This window comes from Enterococcus sp. DIV0712 (assembly GCF_050554855.1).
GTDB classification, from domain to species: Bacteria; Bacillota; Bacilli; order Lactobacillales; family Enterococcaceae; genus Enterococcus; species Enterococcus faecalis.
Genome location: NZ_CP187333.1, coordinates 702385 through 728300, shown reverse-complemented (window position 1 = coordinate 728300; position 25916 = coordinate 702385). Strand labels below are relative to the sequence as shown.

General features: G+C 38.3%; 26 protein-coding genes and 1 riboswitch. Of the genes, 10 read left to right on the top strand and 16 right to left on the bottom strand.

The annotated features are described in order from the left end of the window. Positions 1-21: 21 nt before the first annotated feature. The 3 genes from IGL42_RS03495 to IGL42_RS03485 are packed head-to-tail and all read right to left on the bottom strand — an operon-like array spanning position 22 to position 1571. On the bottom strand, positions 22-336 hold the full coding sequence (locus tag IGL42_RS03495) for a nucleotide pyrophosphohydrolase (protein ID WP_025191877.1): 315 nt from the start codon (positions 334-336) through the stop codon (positions 22-24). Continuing rightward, positions 329-628 carry a hypothetical protein gene (locus IGL42_RS03490; RefSeq protein ID WP_002355854.1) on the bottom strand — a complete coding sequence of 100 codons (300 nt, stop codon included), beginning with the start codon at positions 626-628 and terminating at the stop codon, positions 329-331. The genes IGL42_RS03495 and IGL42_RS03490 overlap by 8 nt, the downstream gene beginning before the upstream one ends. Next, the gene (locus IGL42_RS03485; protein ID WP_002355853.1) at positions 609-1571 is read right to left on the bottom strand and encodes a helix-turn-helix domain-containing protein; all 963 of its coding nucleotides are present in this window, start codon (positions 1569-1571) and stop codon (positions 609-611) included. Before IGL42_RS03485 ends, IGL42_RS03490 begins: the two co-directional genes overlap by 20 nt. 126 nt (positions 1572-1697) lie before the next feature. Here IGL42_RS03485 and proC point away from each other — a divergent pair, with 126 nt between their 5' ends. Then, on the top strand, positions 1698-2513 hold the full coding sequence (proC, locus tag IGL42_RS03480; protein ID WP_002355848.1) for a pyrroline-5-carboxylate reductase: 816 nt from the start codon (positions 1698-1700) through the stop codon (positions 2511-2513). 59 nt (positions 2514-2572) lie between these two features. Here the strand turns inward: proC and mapP are convergent, their stop codons facing one another. Further along, positions 2573-3397: a maltose 6'-phosphate phosphatase gene (gene mapP, locus IGL42_RS03475; RefSeq protein WP_002355847.1), complete on the bottom strand. Its 825-nt coding sequence runs from the start codon at positions 3395-3397 to the stop codon at positions 2573-2575. A gap of 214 nt (positions 3398-3611) precedes the next feature. Beyond that, on the bottom strand, positions 3612-5780 hold the full coding sequence (locus IGL42_RS03470) for a PTS transporter subunit IIBC (RefSeq protein ID WP_002378117.1): 2169 nt from the start codon (positions 5778-5780) through the stop codon (positions 3612-3614). A 280-nt stretch (positions 5781-6060) separates the two neighbouring features. Between IGL42_RS03470 and IGL42_RS03465 the strand changes: the two genes are divergently transcribed. The 4 genes from IGL42_RS03465 to bopD are packed head-to-tail and all read left to right on the top strand — an operon-like array spanning position 6061 to position 11047. Next, complete coding sequence (locus tag IGL42_RS03465) at positions 6061-8355, top strand: glycoside hydrolase family 65 protein (RefSeq protein WP_002355845.1); 2295 nt, start codon at positions 6061-6063, stop codon at positions 8353-8355. Further along, positions 8348-9016 carry a beta-phosphoglucomutase gene (gene pgmB / locus IGL42_RS03460; RefSeq protein WP_002355844.1) on the top strand — a complete coding sequence of 223 codons (669 nt, stop codon included), beginning with the start codon at positions 8348-8350 and terminating at the stop codon, positions 9014-9016. The genes IGL42_RS03465 and pgmB overlap by 8 nt, the downstream gene beginning before the upstream one ends. Further along, positions 9006-10013 (top strand): aldose epimerase family protein, encoded by a 1008-nt coding sequence (locus IGL42_RS03455; RefSeq protein WP_002394337.1) that lies wholly within the window; start codon positions 9006-9008, stop codon positions 10011-10013. Before pgmB ends, IGL42_RS03455 begins: the two co-directional genes overlap by 11 nt. A gap of 23 nt (positions 10014-10036) precedes the next feature. Next, a complete protein-coding gene (gene bopD, locus IGL42_RS03450; RefSeq protein WP_002358859.1) occupies positions 10037-11047 on the top strand; it encodes a LacI family transcriptional regulator BopD in 1011 nt (336 codons plus the stop codon). A gap of 73 nt (positions 11048-11120) precedes the next feature. On the opposite strand, the gene IGL42_RS03445 is transcribed toward bopD, so the two are convergent. The 5 genes from IGL42_RS03445 to IGL42_RS03425 all read right to left on the bottom strand — a co-directional run bounded on the left by IGL42_RS03445 (position 11121) and on the right by IGL42_RS03425 (position 14469). Beyond that, positions 11121-11330, bottom strand: coding sequence for a hypothetical protein (locus tag IGL42_RS03445; protein WP_002355840.1), 210 nt, complete (start codon positions 11328-11330; stop codon positions 11121-11123). 169 nt (positions 11331-11499) lie between these two features. Continuing rightward, entirely contained in the window at positions 11500-12021 is a 522-nt protein-coding gene (locus tag IGL42_RS03440; RefSeq protein WP_002396468.1) for a GNAT family N-acetyltransferase, read from the bottom strand. After that, complete coding sequence (tsaE, locus tag IGL42_RS03435; RefSeq protein WP_002387026.1) at positions 12014-12508, bottom strand: tRNA (adenosine(37)-N6)-threonylcarbamoyltransferase complex ATPase subunit type 1 TsaE; 495 nt, start codon at positions 12506-12508, stop codon at positions 12014-12016. Before tsaE ends, IGL42_RS03440 begins: the two co-directional genes overlap by 8 nt. Positions 12509-12649: 141 nt before the next feature. After that, positions 12650-13633 (bottom strand): phosphate acetyltransferase, encoded by a 984-nt coding sequence (gene pta, locus IGL42_RS03430; protein WP_002355836.1) that lies wholly within the window; start codon positions 13631-13633, stop codon positions 12650-12652. A gap of 155 nt (positions 13634-13788) precedes the next feature. Beyond that, positions 13789-14469 carry a uracil-DNA glycosylase gene (locus IGL42_RS03425; RefSeq protein ID WP_002378112.1) on the bottom strand — a complete coding sequence of 227 codons (681 nt, stop codon included), beginning with the start codon at positions 14467-14469 and terminating at the stop codon, positions 13789-13791. A gap of 133 nt (positions 14470-14602) precedes the next feature. On the opposite strand from IGL42_RS03425, the gene IGL42_RS03420 reads away from it, so the two are divergent. Both IGL42_RS03420 and IGL42_RS03415 read left to right on the top strand, forming a co-directional pair. After that, on the top strand, positions 14603-15472 hold the full coding sequence (locus tag IGL42_RS03420; RefSeq protein WP_002383369.1) for a Cof-type HAD-IIB family hydrolase: 870 nt from the start codon (positions 14603-14605) through the stop codon (positions 15470-15472). Positions 15473-15523: 51 nt separating this feature from the next. Then, positions 15524-16048 (top strand): LURP-one-related/scramblase family protein, encoded by a 525-nt coding sequence (locus IGL42_RS03415; RefSeq protein WP_002355833.1) that lies wholly within the window; start codon positions 15524-15526, stop codon positions 16046-16048. 45 nt (positions 16049-16093) lie between these two features. Here the strand turns inward: IGL42_RS03415 and IGL42_RS03410 are convergent, their stop codons facing one another. From IGL42_RS03410 to IGL42_RS03400, 3 genes are all read right to left on the bottom strand, one after another. After that, entirely contained in the window at positions 16094-16657 is a 564-nt protein-coding gene (locus tag IGL42_RS03410) for a GNAT family N-acetyltransferase (protein ID WP_002355832.1), read from the bottom strand. 96 nt (positions 16658-16753) lie between these two features. After that, positions 16754-17965 carry a 3D domain-containing protein gene (locus IGL42_RS03405; RefSeq protein WP_025191878.1) on the bottom strand — a complete coding sequence of 404 codons (1212 nt, stop codon included), beginning with the start codon at positions 17963-17965 and terminating at the stop codon, positions 16754-16756. Between the two features lie 248 nt (positions 17966-18213). After that, on the bottom strand, positions 18214-18981 hold the full coding sequence (locus IGL42_RS03400) for a putative ABC transporter permease (protein WP_010710750.1): 768 nt from the start codon (positions 18979-18981) through the stop codon (positions 18214-18216). A gap of 125 nt (positions 18982-19106) precedes the next feature. On the opposite strand from IGL42_RS03400, the gene IGL42_RS03395 reads away from it, so the two are divergent. Together IGL42_RS03395 and IGL42_RS03390 are read left to right on the top strand one after the other, a co-directional pair. Next, the gene (locus tag IGL42_RS03395; protein WP_002363303.1) at positions 19107-20834 is read left to right on the top strand and encodes an ABC transporter ATP-binding protein; all 1728 of its coding nucleotides are present in this window, start codon (positions 19107-19109) and stop codon (positions 20832-20834) included. Beyond that, positions 20824-22590, top strand: a complete 1767-nt coding sequence (locus IGL42_RS03390; RefSeq protein WP_010710751.1) for an ABC transporter ATP-binding protein — start codon at positions 20824-20826, stop codon at positions 22588-22590. Before IGL42_RS03395 ends, IGL42_RS03390 begins: the two co-directional genes overlap by 11 nt. 51 nt (positions 22591-22641) lie before the next feature. On the opposite strand, the gene IGL42_RS03385 is transcribed toward IGL42_RS03390, so the two are convergent. After that, positions 22642-23190 (bottom strand): folate family ECF transporter S component, encoded by a 549-nt coding sequence (locus IGL42_RS03385; RefSeq protein WP_002385065.1) that lies wholly within the window; start codon positions 23188-23190, stop codon positions 22642-22644. 30 nt (positions 23191-23220) lie between these two features. Beyond that, positions 23221-23388: riboswitch (THF riboswitch) on the bottom strand. A 66-nt stretch (positions 23389-23454) separates the two neighbouring features. Continuing rightward, positions 23455-23877 carry a methylglyoxal synthase gene (gene mgsA, locus IGL42_RS03380; protein WP_002355823.1) on the bottom strand — a complete coding sequence of 141 codons (423 nt, stop codon included), beginning with the start codon at positions 23875-23877 and terminating at the stop codon, positions 23455-23457. Positions 23878-24062: 185 nt separating this feature from the next. On the opposite strand from mgsA, the gene IGL42_RS03375 reads away from it, so the two are divergent. Then, a complete protein-coding gene (locus IGL42_RS03375; protein ID WP_002355822.1) occupies positions 24063-25166 on the top strand; it encodes an ABC transporter ATP-binding protein in 1104 nt (367 codons plus the stop codon). Positions 25167-25216: 50 nt separating this feature from the next. Here the strand turns inward: IGL42_RS03375 and IGL42_RS03370 are convergent, their stop codons facing one another. Further along, positions 25217-25834, bottom strand: a complete 618-nt coding sequence (locus IGL42_RS03370) for a hypothetical protein (RefSeq protein ID WP_002355821.1) — start codon at positions 25832-25834, stop codon at positions 25217-25219. Positions 25835-25916 lie beyond the last annotated feature (82 nt).

Genomic DNA, 25916 nt, shown 5'->3' with positions numbered 1-25916 from the left:
TGTAATCAAAATACAAGCTTCTTAGTGTGGCACTGGATATTTCAACGCATTTTTCTTCAACTTTTCTTCGATAATTTCGTCCAAATCAAACCCTAAATTATCAGCCATCATGTAGGAGTAAATGAGAACATCAGCCAATTCTTCTTTGATTCGTTCTTCTTGTTTGATGCCTTCTTCTGCTGTTTTCCATTGAAAAAGTTCTAACAATTCTGCTGCTTCTAAACAAATTGAGAGCGCCAAATCTTTTTCATTATGGTGGGGGCGCCAATTTCTTTCATCACGAAATTGATTAATTTTTGCCATTGTATCCATCTGTTTCCCTGCTTTCTTATTCATTTGATGGCAACTGAAACCCATCGAACGTTTCACCATCATAGTATTTTAATAACTGCTCTCTAGACAGTAATGAGGAGGTTATTTCTTCCTCTTCAACAACTGCTTGATTCTCTTCTCTATACAACAAATAAGCCTGTAAAAGCTGTTGGTAAAGTTTTTTTCGTGAAGAGGCTTCCGCTGAAAGAAACGTTAATTCTTTTAAGTGTCCGCGATAGACAGGCAAATCATCAACAAATTCGATTGGTAATTCTACTACAGTTAACTGAAATTCTTCAAAGACTTCTTCGTACATCTGCCATTCCTTCTTTCTGTCGATATTGTTTTGGGGTCATGCCCATTTCTTCTTTAAAACGTTTATAAAAAAAGGCTTTGTCTTGATAGCCGATTCGTTCAACAATCGTTTGAATCGATAAATCTGTTTGCTTCAAGTAGTTTTTCGCCAATTGGATTCGGTAGGCTAAGACAATTTCCGTAAACGTTTTGTTTGTTTTGTCTTTTAAAAAATTCGATAAGTAATTCGGATGAAAATGAAATTTAGCGGCGACTTCTGCTAAAGTGACATGTGCAATCTGTTGCTCAATATACGCTAAAATCACCTCAACACGTTGATGATTCGACAAATAATTATCTTGCATCTTTAAAGCTTCTCTAGGCAGTTGACCTAGTTCCACCACCAGCAAAACAAAGGCCGCTTTGGTCACTTTATTATTAAAATAGGCCATTTTCACAATTTGTTTCAGTAATAATAGCGAATAGACGTGAACATCCGAATTTGGTTGGCTAGCAAAAACGAAATATCGAGGAATGTTTTCAAATTCACTGCTAGCAATTTCTGTAAAAAAACGATACATGACTGGTTCTTCCGCCAGCTGGTTTAAGAGCGTATCAAGAAAATAGTGCTTTTTAAAATAAAATATAATCATAGACATTCCTTGCCCCTGATAGCTAACAGAGGTGGCCTCATTGACAATCATGACTTGGCCAGCCGAAACCGAACACCTTTGTTGATCCAAATAAGCATTGCCATCTTGCTCTAAACAATAGAGCATCCGAATAAATCCTTTCGGAACGTCAATTGTTTCCGAAGATGCCAGCATAAAGCCCGCAATTTCTCGATGCGGATTTTCCTTAAATTGCGCTACTTCATTCTCAAGAGCATTGGTAGTGGTTAAATAACAATCTAAGGTCTCTAAAAACTGATAAAATGCTGCATATTGCTCTTCTTTGCTTGCCAATTAATCACCTCATAATCCAACACTTTTTACTTTACTCCCTCTATTTTTTTCTTTGGCGTTTCCTTCTATACTAGATACATGGTAACACGAAAAAAGAGATTCAACAGTTTTTAGGAGGAATTTTTTATGAAAATTAGTTTTATCGGTGCTGGAAATATGGCATCCGCTATTGCCAAAGGTGCGCTAAAAAAGCAATTTATTGCCGCAGAAAACCTTTATTTTTATGATATTCAAGTCGAAAAAACCGCCGCTTTCGCACAAGAAATTGGTGCACACGCGGTTGCTTCACCACAAGAAGCCATTGCAGTAGCTGACTTAGTTATTTTAGCGGTGAAACCGCAATTCGTTCAAGCAGCTTTACTTGAAGCAAAAGAAGCAATTTTAGACAAGCAACCGTTAATTGTTTCCATTGCAGCAGGTACGACTATTGCAGAATTGTATCAACTGTTTGAGACTACCCAACCGCTCCGTCTCGTTCGTGTGATGCCCAATATGAATGCATTGATTGGCGCAGGTGCAGCAGCTGTTTGTGGCAACGCTTTTGCATCCCCTGAAGACATCCAGACTGTTTTATCGTTGTTTCGAGCAGTTGGCCAAGCCTGGGAATTAGAGGAACAGTATTTTTCGATTTTTACTGCTATTGCAGGTAGCACTCCTGCGTATGCTTTCTTATTTATTGATTCGATTGCCCGAGCAGCCGTTAAAAATGGTATGAACAAAGAGTTGGCCTTAGAAATTGCCACACAAGCTGTACTAGGCAGCGCTCAAACTTTGGCAAATAGCACAGAGAATCCTTGGACTTTAATCGACCAAGTCAGTTCTCCTGGTGGAACCACGGTTGCTGGGATTGTCGAATTAGAAAACAATGCGTTTATTTCAACAGTCATCAAAGGGATTGAGGCCACCATCCTTCGGGATCAAGAATTAGCCAAACAAGACTGATAAGAATAATTACATGAGCGAATAAATAAGAAAAAGCGCTGAAAATTCAGCGCTTTTTCTTATTTTAGTTGAATGAGTAAGCCAAAATGATCACTGACTATCGGTGTTTTCCTACCATCAAAAATTACTTCATATTTTCGTACGTGCCACTGTTTTGGAACAAATGCGTAGTCAATCCGCAAGGCTGCTTCATTTTCTTCCCAGCCATCTATTTTTTTCTCTACTGTCGCTTCACCGCTTGTCTCTTCCGCTACAACAAATGCATCTTGAATCGGCAAGTAACTATTTTCCACTAATTGATAGCCAGTTGTACCAGCTGGGTTGTTTAAATCGCCTAAAATGACTAACGGTTGTTGCCCCATCGCTAAGTATTTCTCTAATTGTAGCCATTCATAGGCAAAACCTGTACAGGGTGTTTCCCACCAAGAAAAGTGACCAGAGACAACAGTAAGCGTACCTTTTGAACTCTCTGTCTCCGCTACTAAGATTTTTCTTGTTCGATAATTCGTTGGTTCTTGGCTTTCTGAAATAAGGAGAGCTTCACTAGTCAACGGACATTTCGAAAGTAGTGCGTTCCCTTCTTCATAAATAGCGTAACCAATGTGGCTCATTTCCCAACTCCAATAATAGTGTTGGCCTTTTTCAGCTAGATATTGAACGATTAGATATGCAAAATTATCTTCATGGACCGGTGTTTGGGTCGCTACGGGACAAAAAGTAGTTAACTGTTCTAACGGCACTTTCTTGGAAGCGACTTTCTGATTCACTTCTTGTAAGGCAATTATTTCACTTTCAGAAGATAAAATCACCTTGGCAATCTCCTCTAATTTTTTTAACGGTTCTTCTTCTAACCAGCTATGAGTATTGATTGTTAAAAGATTCATCTTTTCCCCTTCTCTTACATGTTATTAGGTCTGTGAGTGGGACAAAAATCACTTTGGATTTTTGCTTCACGCGCAAAACCTGATAAACGGCGGGAACAGAACCAACTCCTTCGGAAATAAGCCGAAATTATCCAAAAATTAAAAAGCAATTTCCGGAAATTCCTTCTTATTTCTCGGAGTTAAACGGTTCTGTCCCGACCTCATACCTAATCATTTAAATTTCAATCTGTCCGATCACAGTTCCCGCAGTGGTGGTTCCTAGTTGGTTAATAACTACTTGTTCCACTTTGTCGCTGTTTGTAAAGGCGACAATAATCGTTGTTTCTTTGCCAGCTTGTTCAATCACATCCAAGTTCATTTTAGCTAGTTTCGTCCCAGCTTTCAATGATTGTCCTTCTTTAACAAAAGATTCAAAAGCAGGAGTTGCCATTTCAACTGTATCAATCCCCATATGGACAAGTACTTCGATGCCTTCTTCTGTTTGTAGCCCAATCGCATGTTTGCTTGGGAAAACACTTAGGACTTTCCCCGAAATTGGTGCCACCACCTCTCCTTCTAGAGGCTTAACTGCAAATCCATCCCCCATCATTTTTTGTGAAAAGACAGGATCATTGACTTGCGCCATTGGAATAACTTCCCCTGTTGCTACAGCCACAAAATCTTTTTTCTTACCTAAGAAATTCGTCGTTGGCGTTCCTGCTGTACTTTCTGCTATAACCGGTTCTGGAATGTCAACGCCGGAAGCTAATAAATCTTCAATATCGGATTTTAAAACATCGGCTTTTGGTCCATAAACGGCTTGAACGCCATTATCTTTCACAATCAAGCCCATTGCACCTGCCCGTTTCCACGCCTCTTCCGAACCAACTTTTTCTCGATCCTTTACACTGACACGTAAGCGTGTCATACACGCATCAACTTCTTTGATATTTTGTTTACCACCAAGTAAGTAGACAATTTGCGCGATTTGCTGATCGACGACACCTGAATCAGCCGCGCCAGATGCGATTTCTTCGCCGTTATCATTGTCGTAGTTTCCATTTCTTCCAGGTGTTGCGTAATTAAATTTTTTAATTAAGAAATTCGCTAAGAAATAAGTGACAACACCAAAAATGATGACCATTAAAACAAAATTGATTAAATCGCCACCTAAACCAGCTTTTATTGCTAGCGGTGTTCTTGTTAACAATTCAATATTTCCAAACGAATGCACACGCAATGGTAAAATATCAGCCATTGCAAAAGCAGCACCTTGGATCACCGCATAAATTACATAAAGCGGCACTGCAGCAAACATAAACATGAATTCTAACGGCTCTGTCACACCAGTTAAGAAAACAGCTAAAGCAGCAGAAAAATACATTGATTTATATTTAGCTTTTTTATCTGCATCGACATTACGATACATCGCCAAAGCCATCCCCATTAAAATCCCTGAAGAACCAATCATTTGGCCTACTTTGAATCGAGCTGGTGTCCAATTTTCTAAGACAAACTGATACTTGCTCATATCACCAGCGCCTTTAAGATTCACTAAGTCTGTTGCCCAAGCCAACCATAAAGGATCTTGACCAAAGACTTGGGTTCCAGCTTGTGCGCCAGATAAAATTTCATACGTTCCACCTAATTGTGTATAGTTGATTGGAATCGTCAACATATGATGTAACCCAAAAGGTAATAATAAACGTTCCAACGTTCCATATAAGAATGGCGCTAAAATAGGTGCACTATCTTGAGATTGCGCAATCCATAACCCAAAATTATTAATTCCCGCTTGAATATTTGGCCAAATAAGTGCTAATGCAATTGAGACAATTGTTGACCATAAAATAACGACAAATGGGACAAACCGTTTACCATTAAAAAATGATAGCGCATCTGGTAATTTCCGATAATTGTAATACTTGTTGTAAGCCATCGCACCGACAAAACCAGCAATAATCCCTACAAAAACACCCATATTTAATGCCGGGGCTTCTAAGACACTTGTAAAGAATCCCTTCACCATAATCTTGGTGCCAAATAAGGTATGCGTGAAAGCTTGTTCATCTGCCAACATTTCATTTGTTACACCAAAAATGGCTCCAGTAATACGGTTGATTAAAACAAAAGAAATCCCCGCTGCAAATGCTCCACCTGCACGATCTTTGGCCCAACTGCCACCTATTGCTAACGCAAATAGTAAATGTAAGTTGCCAATAATTGCCCAACCGATACTCTCCAGAACTCCGCCTGTTGTTACTAACAAGCCTAAATTAGGATCGATTAAGGGAAGCGATTTCCCAATACTAATCATTAAACCCGCTGCGGGCATTACTGCCACAACGACCATTAAAGCTTTCCCGAATTTTTGCCAAAACTCAAAACTAAACATTTTTTTCATTCCTGCCACTCCTTACGCAATCGGTTTCGTTATGTTGCCATTATATACTCCTGTTTCCTTTTTGTAAATGCTTTAATTTCAAAAATATTGTGGAAAACAACTCCCTACTACTTAATCCTTTTTTATTTTGTCTTTTAATAAAGCAAATAAAGCTCCTTCTAACCTACCTTTGTTTCAGCTTTTATTCATAAGATTACACTTTTTAAGCATTGACTATTGACTAATGCAATCGGTTGCGTTTATGATAGACCTATCAATAAAATCACTGAGGGGGATTCTCATGAAACAAATCAAACGTTTATTCCAAATTGATCCTTGGAAAATCCGTACTACACACTTAGATAAAGAAAATTTACGTTTACAAGAATCATTAACGAGCATTGGCAATGGCTATATGGGGATGCGGGGAAATTTTGAAGAACACTATTCTGGCGACCACCATCAAGGAACCTATTTAGCCGGTGTTTGGTATCCAGACAAAACACGTGTTGGTTGGTGGAAAAATGGTTATCCTGAATATTTTGGTAAAGTGATTAACGCAATTAATTTCATCGCAATGGACTTACAAATTGATGGACAAACAATTGATTTAGCCACTACACCTTACGAAGATTTTTCTTTAGAATTAGACATGCAAAATGGGGTCCTTTCTCGGCAATTCACCATCCAAACACCGAAGAACAAAGTGCGCTTCTCTTTTGAACGTTTTTTAAGCTTAGAAAAAAAAGAAGCGGCTTACATCCACTTAACAATTGAAATGCTGGAAGGTACAGGCACAATCACTCTTCACTCAAAATTGGATGGCGATGTTCAAAATGAAGACAGCAATTATGAAGAACATTTTTGGGAAGAAAGAGCTATTGAAACACAAGAAACACTTGGCTTTGTTACAACTAAGACCATTCCTAACAACTTTGAAATAGAGCGTTTTACAGTGACTGCAGGCATGCGCCATTTCATCGATGGAGCCTCTGTTGTGCCTACATATACACAACAGCCCTTGGCTTTAACCGCAGAATTGACGGTGTCTTTAAACGAAGGCGAAACGACCGCTATCACAAAAGAAGTGCTTGTCGTTACCAGTCGTGATGTGCCAGAAACGCAACAAATCACACGAGTAAACGAATTATTTTCAGAAATGACCACCTTGTACCCTGAAGCAAAAGCTGGGCAAGCTGCCGCTTGGGCAAAACGTTGGCAATTAGCTGATGTTGTTATTGAAGGAGATGATGAAGCCCAACAAGGCATTCGTTTTAATCTTTTCCAACTTTTCTCAACCTACTATGGCGAAGACGATCGTTTAAATATCGGACCAAAAGGCTTTACGGGCGAAAAATATGGTGGTGCCACATATTGGGATACTGAAGCATATGCTGTCCCACTTTACTTGGCGTTGGCTAAGCCCGAAGTTACTAAAAATCTACTGAAATATCGCCACAATCAATTGCCTCAAGCCATTCATAATGCCCAACAACAAGGGTTAAAGGGTGCGCTTTACCCAATGGTTACTTTTACTGGTGTCGAATGTCATAATGAGTGGGAAATCACTTTTGAAGAGATTCACAGAAATGGTGCGATTGCTTATGCGATTTATAATTATGTCAACTATACAGGAGACGAAGATTATCTAAAAGATGCTGGTCTAGAAGTGCTTGTGGCAATCGCTCGTTTTTGGGCAGATCGGGTCCACTTCTCACAACGTCATAAACAATATATGATTCATGGCGTAACGGGGCCAAATGAATATGAAAATAATATCAACAATAACTGGTATACCAATACCATCGCTGCGTGGGTTCTACGTTACACCCGTGAGTCTTATTTAAAATTCCAAGAAGAAACAACGCTCAAAATTGCAGACGACGAATTAGCTAAATGGGCAGACATTGTAGAAAATATGTACTTCCCAGTGGATAACGAATTAGGCATTTTTGTACAACATGACACTTTCTTAGATAAAGATTTAATGCCTGTTTCTGATTTACCACTTAGTGAGCTGCCTTTAAATCAACATTGGTCATGGGATAAAATTTTGCGGTCTTGTTTCATTAAACAAGCCGATGTTCTTCAAGGAATTTATTTCTTCAATGACGCCTTTTCTTTAGAAGAAAAACGCCGGAACTTTAACTTTTACGAACCAATGACTGTCCATGAATCTTCCCTTTCACCAAGCATTCATGCTGTGTTAGCTGCTGAATTAGGCATGGAAGAAAAAGCAGTGGAAATGTATCAACGAACAGCGCGCCTTGACTTAGATAATTACAATAATGATACAGAAGATGGCTTACACATTACCTCAATGACTGGTAGTTGGCTAGCGATTGTGCAAGGTTTTGCCCAAATGAAAACGGACCATCAACAACTAAAATTTGCACCCTTTTTACCAGCGACTTGGACAGCCTACTCATTCCACATTAATTATCGGAATCGTTTACTATTTGTTGAAGTTGCAGCAGACCAAGTGGCCTTCACTTTACTCGACGGCCCTGCAATTCCATTAACTGTTTACGATCAAAAATACACGTTAAAAGATCGATTAGTTTTACCGATTAGAAAGGAAGAAGTTCATGTTTAAAGGCGTTTTGTTTGATTTAGATGGCGTTATTACTGATACAGCAGAATTTCATTACCACGCTTGGAAAAAATTAGGGAACGAAATTGGAATTTCCATTGACCGTGTTTTCAACGAACAATTGAAAGGTGTAAGCCGTGAAGATTCTCTGCAGTTACTGTTAAAATACGGAAAAAAAGAAGGCACGTTTTCTTCTGAAGAATTTGCCCAGTTAGCGCAACGGAAAAACGATTATTACTTGGAAATGATCCAAGCAATTACGCCTGAAGATGTCTATCCAGGAATTCTTTCTTTATTAACGGAATTACGTGAAGCCAATATTAAAATCGCCTTGGCTTCTGCAAGTAAAAATGGGCCTTTTCTTTTAGAAAAAATGCAATTGACGCCCCTTTTTGATGCCATTGCTAATCCAGCAGACGTTCAGGCAGGCAAACCCGCTCCAGATATTTTCATTTTAGCTGCGAAAGAAATTGATTTGACACCAGCAGAATGTCTTGGCATTGAAGATGCCAAAGCTGGGATTCAAGCGATTCTTGCTAGTGGAGCGCAACCTGTTGGCGTTGGCCGCAAAGAAGAGTTAGGCGAAGGGTTGCCCATCGTGCCAGAGACGAGCGCTTTAACGTTTGATTACTTAAAAAAAGTGTGGCTTGATCATGAAGGTTAATCGTATCACCGTAACCGATATTCCAAACACAAACTTAAAAAAAATTACTTTGAAGAACGACTTTTTAGAAGTCGTTCTTCTCAATTATGGCGCGCGCCTCCATCAACTTTTGATGCCAAACAAAAATAATCATTGGGAAAATATCCTTTTATCGTATGATTCGTATCAAGATGTATTAAAGGATCAAAGCTTTTTTGGCGCCACTGTTGGACCAGTTGCTGGACGTATTCGTAATGGCCATTGGCAAAATGGAATATTAGAACAAAATAGCGACGGTCATCATATCCATGGTGGCTCAAAGGGGTGGTCTTTTCAATATTGGACAGTCGAGCCCTTTGAAAAAAAGGATATCATTGGCGTTGCTTTTCATTTAACCGACACCATTTCTGGCTATCCTGGACCAATTGAGGCCACCATCACTTATCAGCTAGAGGATAATCATTTACGAATGATCAGTACTGGACGGAGTAAACAGGAAACACTTTTTAATCCTACAAACCACGCCTACTTTAATTTATCTGGCGATGGAAAGTTAGACATTCTGTCACATTTGCTATCTTTGAACTGTCAAGGTATGTTAGAATTAGACGATAATAAGCTGCCTACTGGACGGATTTTACCAGCTTCTGAACTATCCATACGTTTTAATGAACTGACACCTATCGAAACAATCCTCCAACGCTATCCAACCGGGTTAGATGATGTTTTCCCCTTAGTTGGCTCTGACTTAAGACAGCCACAATTATGCTTACAAGAACCTACTTCTGGAAGAAAAATGACGATAGCAACAACGAACCAAAGTATGGTATTATTTTCTACGACTGGTTTTGAGGCTCCATTTTCTATTAATGGACAAGCGATGCATTCAAACTATGGCTTAGCAATTGAACCACAAGAGTATCCAGACATTGTTCATCATCCTCAGTGGGGCTCTATTTTATTACCAGCTAATAAAAAGCAAACCTACCAAACGGTTTATCAATTTAACCTTCTATAATTACTAAGAAAGGCGTGGCAAAAATGGCAATTACAGTAAAAGATGTCGCTAAGAAAGCGGGGGTTGCAACTTCAACCGTTTCGCGTGTCATTAACGATCATCCAAGTATTTCTGAATCGACAAAAAAGAAAGTGCGAAAAGTCATGGATGACTTAGGCTATGTGCCAAATATGACGGCACGGAATTTGGGTAAACGAATTTCAAGTGCCATTGGCGTAATTTTACCTCCTTTAGATTCGAAAGAACGGTTAGGGAATCCATTTTATTTAGAAATTATGGAAGCCATCAACGAGGAAGCCCGTCTTTATGATATGACTACTGCTATTGCAACTGCCAAAAGTTTTGATGTACTATTGGAAAACGTTAAAAGAATGCATCTTCAAAAACAAGTGGACGGTTTTATTCTTGTGTATTCAGATAGTAAGGACCCCGTCATTGATTACTTATATGAAAACAACATTCCCTTTACTTTAATTGGTCAACCTTACCAACATGAAACGGAAATAGTTTACGTGGATAATGATAATCAATTATTAGGGAAACAAGCGACGGAATTTTTAATTGAAAACGGCCATAAAAATATTTTATTTGTGACCAATACAACGCATGAAAGTTTGTACTTTGAACGTTACTTTGGTTATCAAAAAGCAATGATGATGCAAGGATTAACTGTTTTACCAAGCGTTGCGTTAGAAAAACCTGAAGATTACATGGCTTTCGATGATATTCTTCATCAAAATAATGCCACGGCGTTGGTGGTGATTGATGATATCTTTGCTTTGCGGACGATGCAACTTGCGCAAATCTATGGTTATCAAGTTCCTGAAACGTTATCCATTATTAGTTTTAACAACTCAATCTTTTCAACATTGACACATCCTTATCTAACAAGTATTGACATCGACACGTCAGAATTAGGGCGAATGGCGATGAAAAAATTATATGAATTAATCCATGAAGAATTGACGAATGGTGTCCGTCTCGTTATTCCTCACAAATTAATTAAGCGTGAAACAGTTATTCCTATTCATTAAAAAAGAAGCGTAAGCAGTTTAACACTGCTTACGCTTCTTTCTATGTGTACGCTCTTATTCGTATGTATTACTTTTATAAAATAACTTTTTGCGAAATTTTTTTCCAAAACGTTTCTTCTTTTGCATCAAATTGAGCTGGTTCCCCGTCAGACAATTTTTCATTTAATAATGATAATTTTTCTTGATGTTTTGCATACTCATCTTTTTTTATTAGCTCTAAACGATACGCACGATCCAAGATCGACTCTCGATAGTTAACATTCATCTTCGTTGCCTTCGCCATTTCTTACATTCCTTCCCAAAATAAATTTTCATTTTTTCGTTAAATTCTTCTATAATTATAACAAAAATATCAGAAAAATAAATATGAAACAAACGATAATTGCGAAAATTTTGTTTTTTCATGCAATTATCGTTCGATTATTTAAGAAATTAAAATTATTAACCAATAATTAATCAATCAGCAAACGCATTAAATGAACATCTAAAAATTCACCTTGGTCTGTTTTGGCGCCCCGAGGCATAATTGCCTCTGTTTCAAAACCTAATTTTTTATAGACATGAATCGCTCGTTGATTACGATCCTGTACCGTTAATTCCAAGCGACGAATAACATGACTTTCATGCGCCCAGCGAATAAGTTCTTCCATCAAGATACTGCCCAGTCCATAGCCCCAGTACTGTTTTAAAATACTAATGCCAATTTCACCAATATGCTCCATCCGCTTTTTAGAAGAAGCAGACACAGATGCGGTCCCAATGATCGCTTCTCCCGCTAATGCCACCAATAAAACATTATTTGGCGATTCATAGAGTGTTGCTAGATTTTCAGCCAATTCTGTTGTCGACATGGCCATTCCTCGCTCATCCATTACCAAATAGGGCGTTTCACTCCCAATTTTTGACATCACAGATAGTAATTGATCCGCATCAGTAGGCACTGCTTCTCGAATAGAAAATGTTTGTTCAGTCATATTCGCGAGCCTCCCACGTTTTCAGAATCTCTGCTATTCTTTCTTCTGCCAATGGACCAGTTCCGCGGAATTCAAGAACTCTCTTGTCAGCTTCTTGAGAATCTTTATTTAAAATAATTTCTAAATAATCTTCTGGCAATTCTTCTTCAATCAAGCTGCCCCATTCTACAACGGATAGCCCATCTCCTTCAAAATACTCATCTAACCCTAATTCATCCGCACCCTCTTCAACACGGTAAACATCCATATGGTATAACGGAAGTCGTCCTTGTGGATATTCGCGGATAATCGTATAGGTGGGACTTTTAATCATTTGGGAAATGCCTAATCCTAAAGCAATCCCTTTCGTCATTGTCGTCTTACCGGCCCCTAAATCACCAGTCAGGACAATTACATCACCAGCTTGTGCCTTTTGTCCAATGATTTTAGCAATTGCTTCTGTTTCCAATGGATTGTTCAGGACAATATTCATTTTTTTGCCTCCCATCTGCAAGAATCTATGTATGAAAGTATACCGAAAATTCAATAAGTTGACTAGTGGCAGCTTCAAAAAAATAAAGTTGAGGCCCAAGTGTCCTGGGAACCTCAACTTCTACTTTGCTTATTTATCATGCTTCGACATAGTTAATTAGTCGTTCATTAATGTTTGAGCAGCTGTAATGATTGATAATTTATAAACATCTTCTTCGTTTGCACCACGTGATAAATCAGAAACTGGTTTGTTCAATCCTTGTAAGATTGGGCCAATTGCTTCAAAGTTACCTAAACGTTGAGCAATTTTGTAGCCAATATTTCCTGATTGTAAATCTGGGAATACAAAGACTGTTGCTTCTCCAGCCACTTTTGAGTTGGGCGCTTTTAATTGTGCGACAGAAGATACGTAAGAAGCATCAAATTGTAATTCACCATCAATCGCATATTCAGGTGCTAATTCTTGCGCAATTTTTGTAGCTTCAGCAACTTTTGTTACTTCTGGTGCTTTTGCAGAACCTTTTGTTGAAAAACTTAACAATGAAACTTTTGGTTCAATGTCAAATAATTCAGCTGTTTTGGCACTATCAACAGCAATTTCAGCTAATTCTTGTGCAGTTGGGTTCACGTTAATCGCGCAGTCTGAGAATAAATATCTTTCTTGGTCACGACCACGAATCATTAAGAAGGCACCACTTGTACGGCTTACGCCTGGTTTTGTTTTAATGATTTGTAACGCAGGACGAACTGTATCACCTGTTGAGTGGATAGCACCACTAACCATACCATCAGCAATACCCATGTAAGTTAACATAGTACCGAAATAGTTGACATCTTTTAAGATTTTTTCAGCATCTTCTTTAGTAGCTTTTCCATTACGGCGTTCAACAAATGCTTCGACCATTTCATCCCATTTTTCATAATCATTTGGGTTGATAATAATAAAGTTTGATGTGTTGATTCCACGAGCCATAGCAGCATTTGCAATATCTGTTGGATCACCAATTAAGATTGGTTCTACTAATTCATCAGATTTTAAGCGGGCAGCAGCACCTAAGATTCTAGGATCTGTTGCTTCAGGGAAAACAATTTTGATATTACGGCGTACGACTTTAAATTTTAAGCTATCGAATAATTCCACGATAAACCCTCCAGTTTTATATTTACAAAATCCATCATACACTATTCTCAAAGAAAATAACAGTTTTTTCTAGCTGTATTAGTCAAAAAAACCAATAATCCGATAAACTTTTCACAAACTAACTCTTCTACACTATAACAGCTTGCGCTGTTACATTACACTGTTTCAGGAAGTTGCCAATCAATCGGCGTTTCCCCTAAACGTTCTAGAGCGGCATTCGCTTGAGAAAACGGACGTGAGCCAAAAAAACCACGATGCGCTGACAATGGACTTGGATGTGGCGATTTGATAATCACATGCCGAGTCGTATCAATCATTTTAATTTTTTCTTGAGCTGGACGTCCCCATAAAATGAAAACAACGGGTTTTTCACGCTCATTCAACTTTTCGATAATGACATCTGTCAGTTGCTCCCACCCTTTACCTCGATGGGAATAGGCTTGACCTGCCCGAACGGTCAACACAGTATTTAATAACAACACGCCTTGTTTGGCCCAGCTTTCTAAAAAGCCATGGTTGACGGGTTGGTACCCTAAATCAGCTTGTAATTCTTTGTAAATATTCACAAGAGATGGCGGCACTTTCACACCTGGCTGGACAGAGAAACTTAATCCGTGTGCTTGATTGGGTCCATGATATGGGTCTTGTCCCAAAATTACTACTTTTACTTCTTCAAAAGGGGTTAGTTCTAACGCTGAAAATAAATGATACATATCTGGATAAATCGTTTGTGTCTGATATTCTTTTTTCAAAAATTCCCGCAATTCTTGATAATATGGTTTTTCAAATTCAGCAGATAAAACGGTTTGCCAACTATTGTGAATAATTTCTTTCATAATGCTCACTCCTTCGCTCTCTAAGCATAACGAATTTCTCCAAACCTGACAAGAAATTTCTGGGTACTTTCTCTTGGAAAAACGTGGTAAACTATAGGTAAGCTTTAAATAGATAATGAGGTGTAGAGAATCGATGATTAAATTAATTGCTTCAGATATGGATGGAACACTTTTAGATGCAAAAATGAGCATCACAAATGATAACGCTTCAGCAATTCGCGAAGCGGAACGTTTAGGAATCGAATTTATGGTTGCTACTGGCCGCGCATATACCGAAGCGAAACCCGCGTTAGAAGAAGCTGGAATTGACTGTGCCATGATTACTTTAAACGGCGCCCAAGTGTTCGACAAAGATGGACACTCACTTTTCACGGCTGGGATCGAAAAAGAAACAGTAACAGAAGTACTAACTATTTTGAGTCAACACAATGTTTACTATGAAATCTCTACAAATAAAGGTATTTTTTCTGAACATCAAGAAAAAAGAATTGAAAACTTTGCCGCTCATATTGCAGAATCCATGCCCCATTTAACTTATAAAGTGGCGATCGCCATGGCTTCAGCACACCTATCTTTATTGCATATTACCTATGTTGATCGTTTAGACGACATTTTAAAAGATGATTCGATTGAAGTCCTTAAAATTATTGGCTTCAGTATGGATGGGCCGAAAGTATTAGGTCCTGCTGGGATGGAAGTAGAAGAACTAGATGATTTGGTTGTTACCTCTTCTGCGCTTAATAATATTGAAATTAACCACCGCCTAGCACAAAAAGGGATTGCGGTTGCGCGCGTCGCTAAAGAACGTGGGATTCCCGCTGAACAAGTCATGACTATTGGTGATAATTTAAATGACGTCAGCATGATTCAATGGGCTGGGGTAAGTTTTGCAATGGGCAATGCCGAACTGGAATTAAAAGAATACGCTAAATATGAAACAGCCACTAATTTAGAAAATGGTGTTGGCGAAGCCATCCTGCGTGCAATAAGAGAAGATTTGTAATAAGCACTACCAGTTACAGCACTCATTTATATATAGAAAGGAGATCGTGTCGTGTCTGAATTTTTTATTCAAGAACAACAGTTAGGAAAAGTTACGCGAACCATCGTGAAAGACCAAGCAGGCCGTTCACTTTTTCTATTGGTGGGGCGCTGGGGCACACGAGGAGATGCGCTTTCTTTATATGCAATGAACGGAGAAATTTTAGCCAGTATTAAACAAGTTTCTTGGACTTTTGGTACACGATTTGAGTTATATCAGCGTTTTGAAAAAGTGGGTACTCTACGAAAACTGTTCAATTTGAATGCTGATTTCTATTATGTTCAAGGCCTTCACTGGGCAGTTGTTGGGGATATCAAAGCGCACCAATATTCAATTTATCAAGTCCATAAAAAAATCATGTCAATGGATAAAACCATGCTTTGTACAGGCGACTATTTTGTTTTAACTGTTGCCAATGATGAGGACGCACCGTTGTGCATCTGTATAGCAGCTGTCCTTGACTACTGGTTATATAATAAGAAAAAACAAAAAACTTCCGATGATTTTGGATTAGATTTTGATCCTTTAACGGATTAATGAAAAATAACGAAGCTAAAGTGATTGACTTTAGCTTCGTTATTTTTACACTTCTTTTTGCATATGATTGTATAAGTGACCACTAATAGTCATTGTTGTGACATCTTTAAAGCCTTTGCTTGCGTATAACTTTCTCGCCCCTGGATTGTCAAAATCAACATTTAGACCCAAGGCTTGCTTCCCGCTAGCTTTGGCTACTTCAGGTAAAGCATCTAATAACTTAGAACCAATTCCCATTCCACGGAAACGTTCATCCACAGAGATCGTGTCTAAATACCATTCATTAGGCAAGGTTTCTTCTTCAATAAATAGCCGAACATCTTCTGCTAAGCCATGTTTTTTAAAGACTTCTCTTAAAGGTTCATCAATAATCTTTTCATCTTCCGCAGGATAGCCGACAGCAATCCCTGCAACTTCACCTGCATGTTCATAAACTAAAATTCGTTGATAGCCATAGCGATAGGTTGGATACGCCGTTGCCTCTGCTAATAGGTCAATCATTTGTTCTTCTGAGACTTCTTCTAAAATTGGTAACTCCATATCTTTTAAAATAACTAAGACCAGCCGAGCAATCGCTTGACCGTCTTCTTTTGTTGCCGAGCGAATCATTGTAATTCTCCTTTACATTTAACTAAAAAAGAACTGGCTACTATCATTACTGACTTAGCCAATTCCTTTTATCTTGTCTTTAGTATAACAAATTTATTATTGAATTTCTACTGTAACCTGACGTCGTCCCCAAGCAGTACATTGGTCTATTGAATCAAAATGAACATCAATAATATTTCCTTGAATAGCGCCACCTGTATCTCCAGCAATAGCAAAGCCATAACCAGAGACTTTCACTAATGAACCTAGAGGAATTACACTTGGATCGACTGCAACTACATTGCTTTCTTTACTTAAGTCAATACCAGTAGCACTTAGATTACTTGCACCAGCTTCGCGCCAAGAATAAGCAGTTGATTCCATCTGAAGCACACGACCAGAGCCAGTTGATGATTCGCCTGTCGATGATTCTGGCGTTGATGACGATTCGGATGAACTAGCTGAACTTGAAGATTCAGTGCTACTGCTTTCCGTACTTGTAGAAGAGCTTGATGCTTGACTGCTTGACTCTTCAGCAGCTTCGGCTTCTAGTTTAGCCGCCGCATCTGCTTGCGCTTGTTTGTCGGCAGCTGCTTGTTTCTTCGCTGCTTCTGCTTTGGCAGTTTCTGCCGCACGTTTTTTCTGTGCCTCAGCTGCTGCTTTTTCGCTGACTAAGCGTTGTTGCTCTTTCTGTTTGTCTGTCGAAATTTGAGCCAATAATTCTTCATTATTCGCCATTTTTTCTTTTAACTCAGAGACTTTATTATTCATTGAAGAAGCTTCAACTTGTAATTTCTCTTCATTTTGTTTTAAAGTTGTTTGCGTATTTTCAACTTTTTCTTGTAATGCAGCTAACTTTTCTTTTTCGCTAGTTAAGCTTTCAATCTTTTCCCGTTCAAAGTTTTGTAAAACGGTCATGGCATAGGCCCGATTAAAGAAATCTGATAAATTTTCTGCATCTAATAAGGCTTGCCAAGTACGTTGGTCACCATTTAATTGAATATCCTTCATACGATCGCCAACAGCTTCTTTACGACGAGAAATATTTTTTTCTGTTTTTTCTATTTCCTCTTTCGAAGTTTTCAACGTATCTTCCGCTTTTGAAATTTGCGTTTTTAAACGTTCGATTTCCGCATATTTAGCATTTACATCGTCTAAGGCTGAATTGATTTCTTTACTAATTAACTCCCCAGATTGTTTCGCTTGCGCTTCTTTTTCTTGCAACGAATCAAGTGATTCTGCTGCCGCAGCGACTGGAAGTCCAAAATTGATAAGCATCATTGTTGTTAAAAATGGTATCAACTTTTTAACCTTCACTAAATCCAACACCTTTCCTAACTTATCTAAAACACCTACTCATTATACTAGTCAGGAGGGCTTGTTTTATTTCAATCATGTTACAATTTGTTACAATTTAAATGCAACTCTTTTTTTATCCTGCGTTTATTCATTAGTCCATTTCTATCTCAATTCTTTAAGAATTTCTTAAGACGCCTTAAAAACTAGCTTTTGACGATTTTTCTTTTTTTCATCTCATTAGACCATTGATTGAAATATTTTGTAATATTTTTTGTTAATTATTGGCCCTTTTTCTTCAAATCTTCTAAGAGATGCCGAACTTCTTTGGAATTTTTAATGTTTTTTAAAGTTAGTTTTGGGTAATTGTTAATAAAACGACGTTGTTGGAAATTTAACCGATTTTGGAAATGCTCTTTTTTGGTTCGTTCTTTTAACTTCTGCCAATCAGCTGTAGCGATTTCCATTTTTGTGTTCAACCGTTGCTTAAATTCTTGTTGGTTCGTTTCCAACGTTTGGCCCATCTCGGTAATAAGTTTTTTGAAACCTTGCATGTTCAGCAACGTATAAATTAAGTCAAGCCCCATTACAATCACTATGCAAAGTGCTAAGTAGTTGCCAAAGATTGCTTGTAAAAAACTGACAACTTTGGCGATTTCTGGTTGAATAACTTTGACAATCAAGACACACCCCAATCCCCAAAAAAGAGAAACCGGTAAAGCCACGCGACCGTTTAAATTAAAAGGTACATCATGATAATCCCACCAAGAGGCATGGAACAATTTTTCCAAGCCATAACTAGTGAAATATTCTAAAATCGTCACTAAAACAGCCGATCCGACATACAATACCAAGAGATTGTTCTCAAAGGGTTCCACAAAATAGAGAACGCTTAAGACCCCAAATCCATAAATAGGACAATAAGGCCCTACCAAAAATCCTCGATAAACAAATTTTTTGGCTTTTAATGAACAATACACCGTTTCCCATAACCAGCCGATAAAGGAATAAATAAAAAATAACAAAATAACCTGACTCATTTTTTCCACGTTTCTGTCACACTCCACTTCTTTGCGCTTTTCTTCTATTTTAACAGAAGTTGAGAAAATGTAGCGAACAACTTTCTTTCATTGAAAGATTAGGCTACAATGAGAGCAGCAAAGGGAGGAATCTTATGTTTGGTTTATTGAAATACGCAAAAAATTATCGAAAACAAATTATCCTCGGTCCAGTCTTCAAATTTTTAGAAGCTTGTTTCGAGTTAGTCTTGCCCTTATTCATGGCTCACTTAGTCGATGTCGGTATTCGTCAAAACGACCGACAGACTGTCATAGAAATGGCCCTCTGGATGCTTGTTATGTCGTTAGTTGGTTTATTTTTTGTCATGATTTGTCAATATTATGCTTCAGTCGCTTCGCAAGGTTTTGGGACGGAGCTAAGAAATCAATTAATGAAGAAAATTAATCAGCTTTCACACAAAGAATTGAATAGTTTTGGTACAGATACCCTCATCACCCGGATCACAAACGATATCAACCAGCTTCAATTGGCTTTAGCGATGTTTATTCGGTTGGTCATTCGGACACCTTTTTTAAGTATCGGTTCTGTGGTCATGGCTTTTTACATTGACGTGCAGATGGGTTTTCTTTTCCTATTACTTTTACCAATTTTTAGCCTTATTCTCTTTATTATCATTAAAGTGACTGTGCCTTTATATCAAAAAGTCCAAGAATATTTGGATCGGTTAAACCGTCAAATTAGTCAAAATTTAAGCGGTGTCCGTGTGATCCGTGCGTTTGCTAGAAAGGAAACAGAGCAACGACATGTTGATAAAGCTTCAGATGATTTAGGCGATATTTACATTCGTGTATCGAATGTCTCTGCTTTATTAACGCCTTTAACCACTTTGATTATGAATGTTGGAATTTTATTTTTACTTTATTTTAGTGGCTTAAAAGTTTCTTTCGGTTCCCTGCAACAAGGGGAAGTTTTAGCATTGATCAATTATATGAATCAAATGATGCTCGCTTTAATTGTTGCTTCTAATCTCGTGGTAATTTTTACGCGAGCTGCCGCTTCCGCAAACCGTGTCAATGAGGTTTTAACTGTAGAAAGCCAGTTAACAGATACACCAGAATCAGCAAAAACATCTCCACAATTTGGTGATATTACCTTTGACCATGTAGATTTTCGCTATGAACCAGAGGCCGGTTTGGCTTTGGAAAATATCAATTTTACGATTCCTAAAGGCTCAATTCTCGGCATCACAGGACCTACCGGCAGCGGGAAAAGTACCTTAACCCAACTCATTCCCAGATTTTATGATGTGAGTGCAGGAAACCTTTTTATTAATGGTATAAATGTGCGCGATTGGCCGCTCTTTACTTTACGCCAACAAGTGGCAAGTGTCCCACAAACTGCCGTCTTATTTACAGGGACTATTCGAGAAAACTTACAATGGGGCAAACCAAATGCAACTGATGAAGACTGTTGGGAAGCATTAGCTATCGCCCAATGTAAAGAATTTGTTGAACAATTAGACCAAGGGTTAGACACGCCTGTTAACGAAGGCGGAAAAAACTTTTCTGGTGGACAAAGACAACGGTTGACCATTGCCCGTGCCTTGATTAGGAAACCGCATTTACTTATTTTAGATGATTCCTTGAGTGCCCTCGACTATCAAACAGATTTGAATCTGCGCCGTGCTTTACAAAAAGAGCGAGCAGAGACAACCGTTATTTTAATTTCACAACGCGTGAGTTCGATTGCTACGGCGAATCAAATTTTAGTCCTAGATAGTGGAAAAGTCGCTGGCCTTGGCACCCACGAAGAATTACTTACTTCTTCTAAAGAGTATCAAGAAATCGTTGCGTCACAGGAGGAGGATACCCATGCAAACTAAAAAAATTCATTTTGGTGCCTTCTCACGTTTTAAGCCGTATTTACTACGCTATCCAAAAGAAATTATCGGCGCCTTAATCCTAGGAATTCTCAGTGGTTTTTCGACTGTCCTCATGACTTATTATATAGGTAAATCCGTTGATACAATGGTTGGTAAAGGACAAGTCAATGCTGCGCAACTCATCAAAATTTTAGGTTTATTAGCAGGGATTTTACTCGTAACCGTTCTAAGTCAATGGCTGATTCAACGTCTCGGTAATCGCGTGTCTTATTTATCGACCACACAGCTGAGAAAAGATGCCTTTGCCCATTTAAATCAATTACCGTTAAGTTATTATGACCAAACATCACACGGAAATATCGTCAGTCGCTTTACCAACGATATTGACAATATTTCAATGGCTTGCTCGGCTGTCTTCAACCAATTATTTTCTGGCATGGCCACCGTCGTTGTTGCTTTGCTCTTTATGATTCGGCTAAGTCCCCTGCTCACATTAGTGGTTCTTATCAGTACGCCGATTATTTTTATTGTAAACTGGCTTGTTGCAAAAGCTTCACAAAAAAACTTTGCTGCACAACAAACGATTGTTGGTGAAATTTCCGGCTTCGTTTCAGAAATGGTTGGCAACCAAAAAATTGTTAAAGCCTTTCAACAAGAACAAGCTACGCAAGAAACATTTGAAGCATTGAATCAAACGTTGTATGAAAAAGGACAGAAGGCTCAGTTTTCTTCCTCCTTAACCAACCCACTTTCTCGATTTATCGACCATTTATCTTATTTATCGATTGGATTAGTCGGTGGCTTGTTAGTTTTAAGTGGCAATCCTTTAGTCACAGTTGGTGTTATTTCCAGTTTCACCATTTACTCTAGTCAATTTTCTAAACCTTTTATTGAACTCTCAGGAATCACCAACCAAATCCAAGCAGCCTTAGCTGGATTGGAACGTACCTTTGATATGATGGATCAACCAGTTGAACGTCCTGATGCCCCGAACGCAATTATTTTGAAAGAAGCGCGAGGCCGTGTTGAATTTAAAGACGTTGATTTTTCTTACACGCCGACGCGACCTTTAATCGAAAACTTTAATTTAATTGCTGAACCAGGAGAAACAATTGCCATTGTTGGGCGAACTGGTGCGGGTAAATCAACATTAGTGAATTTGTTAATGCGCTTTTACGAGGTCGACCGTGGCCAAATTACGGTTGATACTCACGACATTACTCAAATTACTCGGGACAGCTTACGAAAAAGTTTTGGTATGGTTCTCCAAGATACTTGGCTATTCGATAGTTCCATTCGGGAAAATTTAACATACGGGAATCCTGAAGCCTCTGACGAAGAAATTATAGAAGCCATGAAAAAAGCCCATATTTTTGATTTCGTCATGCGTTTACCTCAAGGACTAGATACCGAGATTGGTTCCCAAGGCGTTAAAATTTCTGAAGGACAACGACAATTAATGACTATTGCACGCACGATGATTAGTAATCCGCCGATGCTTATTTTAGATGAAGCGACCAGTTCAGTTGATACATTGACTGAGCAAAAAATTCAGGATGCTTTTTTACAAATGATGACTGGCCGGACCAGTTTTGTTATTGCCCATCGCTTAGCAACAATCAAAAGTGCTGAAAAAATTCTAGTTATGGACAATGGTCAAGTGGTTGAAATTGGCACCCATGACGAATTATTGCAAAAAGAACAGGGTTATTATCGTGACCTTTACGAAGCGCAGTTTAATCAAAAAGCACAATAAAAAAGAGTCACTTTTCTGGGATGATGAAAAGTGACTCTTTTAATTTTAAATTTATTGATCTAATTCAGATAATGGCTTCCCAAATAAACGTTTAAAGGGAATTTTATTGCCTAAATAATAAGTGGCAATTACTTGAATAGGAAAGAAAATAACTGTTTTAATTAAGCGTGGTACCCACCAAGCAAAATTTGCTAGATTGACGCCATACATTAAACTTAACCACAAAGGAGTTAAAATGATATTAATTAAAACGGTGACCAACAATGTCGCCAAAATCACTCGTTGCCATGTCATTTCTTTCTTATAATAGAAATAACCATAAATAGCACCAGCCAAAAAGGCATTTAAAGTAAACCCAGGAAAATAGCCTGCCTTTGGAAAAAGCAGCATTCCTACCACATCAGCCACCGCCGTGCCGATTCCAGCCCAAAAAGGTCCGAAAATCATCCCAATCAATGATTCTGGAATAAACGTGAAACTGATTTTTAAAAACGTTGTTTCATACGCAAAAAAGCGTGAAAAGACAACGACCACCGCAATGAGTACGCCCATTAACGCAATGGATTTTGTGCCAAATTTTTTCTTTGTCATTTTTAGCATCTCCTCTAAGAGCTGCTACATGACGAACCATGCAGCGAATGCGAAAACAAAACCGCGAACATTAAAAAGCTGAACGTGTTGTTCTGATGATAAGCAAAGTAAGAACCTTTGCTTTCTAGCAACACACTGTTTATGTTCTTCGTCCAAAAGGCAACATCCCATCCTTTTAGCACTTAACGCTTTGTCTCCTACTCTGTTATTTTATTTGGACAAAAGTCCTCATAAAATATACCACAAAATAGTCAAAATAACCATTAAGGTTCTCTAAAAAGCTAACGGTCGACGATCCCCTTCATGGATAACCTCACGGAAGTCTGCAAACCCCGCCTCGACACCTCTCAAAAGAATTTCAGCACTGCCGATATTGGTCGCTAAAGGAATTTCATAGACATCACTTAGACGAATCAAAGCCGTCACGTCTGGTTCATGCGGTTGTGCGGAAAGAGGATCTCTTAAAAAAATAACTAAATCAATGTTGTCTTCTGATATCATTGCGCCAATCTGTTGATCCCCACCTAATGGCCCCGATTTAAAGCAATGCACGGGTAAGCCAGTTGCTTCCATCACTTTCATGCCTGTCGTTCCCGTTGCATACAATTCATGTTTTTCTAAAATATGTTTATAAGCGGTTGCTAGTTTGATCATTAATGTTTTTTTACGATCATGAGCGATTAAAGCGATTTTCATGTTATCCAACTCCTGTCTTTGTTATATTATAACAAAAGTTTAGCGATAAATCCGCTGAGAGTGTTTGTCCTTTGTCACCTTGACGAAAAAGTCTTCTTTTTCTTGTGCAACTCTCCCTTGCTGAAAGATAGCGTTTTCATTTAAACTATGAGTAACAAATCAAAAAGAAAAGAGTGACGTATCAAATGGTGGAAATGGCGCTTAGAAATGTGTATAAAAAATATGACAATGCAGAACATTATTCTGTTACAGATTTTAACTTAGAAATTACAGACCGTGAATTTATCGTCTTTGTCGGACCTTCTGGTTGCGGTAAATCAACAACATTGCGAATGATTGCTGGCTTAGAAGATATTACTGAAGGTGAATTATCAATTGGGGACAAAGTCATGAATGACGTTGCACCAAAAGATCGTGATATTGCCATGGTTTTCCAAAACTATGCGCTTTACCCGCATATGACTGTTTTTGATAACATGGCTTTTGGTTTAAAACTAAGAAAATATGATAAAGCTGAAATTAAAAAACGGGTGGAAAATGCTGCGGATATTCTGGGCTTAACAGAGTACTTACAACGTAAACCTGCGGCGCTTTCTGGTGGACAACGCCAACGTGTTGCACTTGGCCGGGCAATTGTCCGTGATGCCAAAGTCTTTTTAATGGATGAACCTTTATCAAACTTGGATGCAAAATTACGTGTAGCCATGCGTGCTGAAATCGCTAAACTACACCAACGTTTAGAAACTACGACAATTTATGTGACACATGACCAAACCGAAGCGATGACCATGGCTGACCGAATCGTAATTATGAAAGATGGCTTTATTCAACAAATTGGTTCACCAAAAGAAGTTTACAATACACCTAAAAATATGTTCGTAGCTGGGTTCATCGGCTCACCTGCCATGAATTTCTTCAAAGTTACCTTAAACAATGGGGTTATTTCTAACCAACATGGCTTAAAACTAGCAATTCCTGAAGGAAGAAACAAAGAGCTTGTTGAACATGGTTATGAAGGCAAAGAATTAATTTTCGGTATTCGTCCAGAAGATATTCATAGCGAACAAGTGGCTTTAACAGCAATGAAAGATGCGGTGATTAAATCTGAAGTCGTTGTTTCTGAATTATTAGGGGCTGAATCCATGCTTTATACAAAAATTGGTGATACAGAGTTTATCTCAAAAGTAGATGCACGTGACTTCCACCATCCTGGTGAAATGATTGACTTAGCTTTTGATATTAACAAAGGACATTTCTTCGACCCTCAAACAGAAGAAGTCATTAAATAAAAAAATCTCGAGGCATCCGTCACAATGACGGATGCCTCGATTGTTTCTCTTTATGCTAATTTAACCTTCTTCTTTATCACTTTGGGTTGTTTCGCTTCTGTAAAAGTTGGAATATCTACATGTTTACTTAAGGTACTTGCTAAAAAGTAGGCAATACTGAAATCCACCAAACTATGAATTAATCCACCAACGCCCATCAAAAGAAAAATAGAATACATGAAGCCGGCTGTATAATAGGTTCCTGGCAAGTTGCCCATTGTGTAAAATACAGAAACAACCACTAGCTCGGCAGCGGAATGAATCACTCCAATTCCCACGTTAAACAACTGTAATTTCCCATTTAATAAAGTGAATTTCCCCTCTTTATTGATTAAAATTTCTGGATGCTTTTGTAAAATCACTGCGCCAATGACTGCAAAAATCAAATGAGATAAGGCCCGCAAAGCAATAATCGGTGTTGCGGATAAGAAAAAACCAAAACCTGTTCCTAGACTAACCGCAATTGCTACCACTGGAGAAATAAACATGGCAATAAAAACTGGGACGTGACTTGCTAATGTAAAACTGGCTGGACCAATGGTAATTCTTGGCATAACCATTGGAATGATAATCCCCATTGCAATTAAAAGTGCTGAAATTGTTAAACGTTTTACTGAGTTTGTTTTCATTAAAACTGCCTCCTAAAGGTGTCATGACACCTTTTGTTTTTCTCAAGTGTAGCTGAACAGCCGCAATGTGTCAAGACACATA